1 tRNA gene and 2 rRNA genes are annotated in these 3,550 nt (G+C 53.8%); all 3 read right to left on the bottom strand.

From position 1 onward, the window contains the following. Positions 1-3: 3 nt before the first annotated feature. The 3 genes from ASD01_RS25165 to ASD01_RS25155 all read right to left on the bottom strand — a co-directional run bounded on the left by ASD01_RS25165 (position 4) and on the right by ASD01_RS25155 (position 3,521). Positions 4-80, bottom strand: a tRNA-Met gene (locus ASD01_RS25165). Positions 81-466: 386 nt separating this feature from the next. After that, positions 467-581: ribosomal RNA gene (gene rrf / locus ASD01_RS25160) — 5S ribosomal RNA — on the bottom strand. Positions 582-725: 144 nt separating this feature from the next. Beyond that, positions 726-3,521 (bottom strand): 23S ribosomal RNA (locus tag ASD01_RS25155). Positions 3,522-3,550 lie beyond the last annotated feature (29 nt).

Raw genomic sequence — 3,550 nt, 5'->3', positions numbered from 1 at the left:
ATTTGGTTGCGGGGGCAGGATTTGAACCTGCGGCCTTCAGGTTATGAGCCTGACGAGCTACCGGGCTGCTCCACCCCGCGTCCAGCGCAAATCCCTKTGGGATTTGGCGCGGTAGCGTAAACCGCTTGGCGGTTTATGCTTTTTCCGGTCCGGGTTTTGCGAAGCAAAATCCCGTTGTGTGTTTCGATTTTACCTACGCAAAAAGGCCGCTTGGTGGCGGCCCTTGCGTTTCGGCTTGGCCGAGTTTTGTGTCGAGAAGATTTCCGGATTTTATCTTGCGCTTTGCAGACCTGGCAGCGACCTACTCTCCCGCGTCTTAAGACGAAGTACCATCGGCGCTGGGGCGTTTCACGGCCGTGTTCGGAATGGGANCCTACGCAAAAAGGCCGCTTGGTGGCGGCCCTTGCGTTTCGGCTTGGCCGAGTTTTGTGTCGAGAAGATTTCCGGATTTTCTTGCGCTTTGCAGACCTGGCAGCGACCTACTCTCCCGCGTCTTAAGACGAAGTACCATCGGCGCTGGGGCGTTTCACGGCCGTGTTCGGAATGGGAACGGGTGCAGCCACCCCGCCAGAACCACCAGGTCGGCAAAGCGCAAGATTTGCGTCTAGCGGACGCAAACCGGATGAGAAGCTGGTGAGGTCGGCGTAAACCGCTTGCGGTTTATCGCCTTCACTCGTTTTGTTTTGAACACGTCGCTCATCTGGAGATGAGCATGAGCAATGGGAACGATCAAGCCAATCGAACGATTAGTACTGGTAAGCTTCATGCGTTGCCGCACTTCCACACCCAGCCTATCAACGTGGTCGTCTTCCACGGTTCTCAAGGGAATACTCGTTTTCAGGTTGGTTTCCCGCTTAGATGCCTTCAGCGGTTATCCATTCCATATATAGCTACCCTGCTATGCCCTTGGCAGGACAACAGGTCCACCAGAGATATGTCCATCCCGGTCCTCTCGTACTAGGGACAGATCCTGTCAATATTCCTACACCCACGGCAGATAGGGACCGAACTGTCTCACGACGTTCTGAACCCAGCTCACGTACCGCTTTAATTGGCGAACAGCCAAACCCTTGGGACCTGCTCCAGCCCCAGGATGCGATGAGCCGACATCGAGGTGCCAAACAACCCCGTCGATATGGACTCTTGGGGGTCATCAGCCTGTTATCCCCGGCGTACCTTTTATCCGTTGAGCGATGGCCCTTCCACGCGGGACCACCGGATCACTATGACCGACTTTCGTCTCTGCTCGACTTGTCAGTCTCGCAGTCAGGCGGGCTTATGCCATTGCACTCGACGACCGATTTCCGACCGGTCTGAGCCCACCATCGCGCGCCTCCGTTACTCTTTCGGAGGCGACCGCCCCAGTCAAACTACCCACCATACACTGTCCCGGATCCGGATAACGGACCGCGGTTAGACATCCATGACGATAAGGGTGGTATTTCAAGGATGGCTCCACAAGAACTGGCGTCCCTGCTTCAAAGCCTACCACCTATCCTACACATGCCGACACGAATGCCAGTGTAAAGCTATAGTAAAGGTGCACGGGGTCTTTCCGTCTGACCGCAGGAACCCCGCATCTTCACGGGGAATTCAATTTCACTGAGTCTATGCTGGAGACAGCGGGGAAGTCGTTACGCCATTCGTGCAGGTCGGAACTTACCCGACAAGGAATTTCGCTACCTTAGGACCGTTATAGTTACGGCCGCCGTTTACTGGGGCTTCGATTCAGAGCTTGCACCCCTCCTCTTAACCTTCCAGCACCGGGCAGGCGTCAGACCCTATACGTCGTCTTGCGACTTCGCAGAGCCCTGTGTTTTTGATAAACAGTCGCTACCCCCTGGTCTGTGCCACCCCAACAGACTTGCGTCCCTTGGGGTCACGCTTCTTCCGAAGTTACGCGTGCAATTTGCCGAGTTCCTTCAGCATAGTTCTCTCAAGCGCCTTGGTATACTCTACCTGACCACCTGTGTCGGTTTCGGGTACGGTCTATACGGTGGAGCTATTTCCTGGAACCGCGTCCCCGCCCACACAATCCAATAAGTGTGAACAAGTTAAGCGATCCGTCACTACCACCAGGCCCACGAATATTAACGTGGTTCCCATCGACTACGCGTGTCCGCCTCGTCTTAGGGGCCGGCTAACCCTGCTCAGATTAACTTTAAGCAGGAACCCTTGGTCTTTCGGCGAGAGGGTCTCTCACCCTCTTTATCGTTACTCATGTCAACATTCGCACTTCCGATACCTCCAGGACCCCTCACGRGTATCCCTTCACAGGCTTACGGAACGCTCCGCTACCACACGTCTTGCGACGTATCCTCAGCTTCGGTGCATGGCTTTAGCCCCGTTACATTTTCGGCGCAAAGACCCTTATTTAGACCAGTGAGCTGTTACGCTTTCTTTAAATGATGGCTGCTTCTAAGCCAACATCCTGGTTGTTTTGGGATCCTCACATCCTTTCCCACTTAGCCATGACTTGGGGACCTTAGCTGGAGGTCAGGGTTGTTGCCCTTTTCACGACGGACGTTAGCACCCGCCGTGTGTCTGCCGACTAGTACTCCTCGGTATTCGGAGTTTGGTTAGGATCAGTAAGACGGTGAGTCCCCATAGCCCATCCAGTGCTCTACCCCCGAGGGTATTCGGTCGACGCACTACCTAAATAGTTTTCGCGGAGAACCAGCTATTTCCGAGTTTGATTGGCCTTTCACCCCTAACCACAAGTCATCCCAATCTATTGCAACAGATGCGGGTTCGGTCCTCCAGTTGGTGTTACCCAACCTTCAACCTGCTCATGGCTAGATCACTCGGTTTCGGGTCTAATGCGACGAACTGAACGCCCTGTTCAGACTCGCTTTCGCTGCGCCTTCACCTATCGGCTTAAGCTTGCTCGTCACACTAAGTCGTTGACCCATTATACAAAAGGTACGCTGTCACCCTTGCGGGCTCCAACTGTTTGTAGGCATCCGGTTTCAGGTTCTATTTCACTCCCCTTGTCGGGGTGCTTTTCACCTTTCCCTCACGGTACTTGTTCGCTATCGGTCATGCACGAGTACTTAGGCTTGGAGAGTGGTCTCCCCATGTTCAGACAGGATTTCACGTGTCCCGCCTTACTCAAGGACAATGAGTGTTCTACGTGTAAGGGGCTATCACCCTCTACGGCCGACCTTTCCATGTCGTTCCACTTTATTCCTCATTGCCACTGGCCTGGTCCGCGTTCGCTCGCCACTACTTGCGGAGTCTCGGTTGATGTCCTTTCCTGCAGGTACTTAGATGTTTCAGTTCCCTGCGTTCGCTTCTTACCCCTATGTATTCAGGATAAGATACCTTTAAACAATGCTTGGAAACCTAAGCCGTACTTGCGCACGACTTAAATTTTCCAAGCATTTAAGGTGGGTTCCCCCATTCGGAGATCCATGGATCAAAGCTTATTCGCAGCTCCCCACGGCTTATCGCAGCGTATCACGTCCTTCATCGCCTGTGCATGCCAAGGCATCCACCAAATGCCCTTTTGACACTTGATCGTTCTCATTGCCAATGCTCATCCTTAGCC

The sequence above is a fragment of the Ensifer sp. Root423 genome (genome assembly GCF_001426275.1).
Taxonomy (GTDB): domain Bacteria; phylum Pseudomonadota; class Alphaproteobacteria; order Rhizobiales; family Rhizobiaceae; genus Ensifer; species Ensifer adhaerens.
The sequence above is the reverse complement of the archived record's forward strand: the minus strand, read 5'-3'. Positions and strand labels throughout refer to the sequence as shown.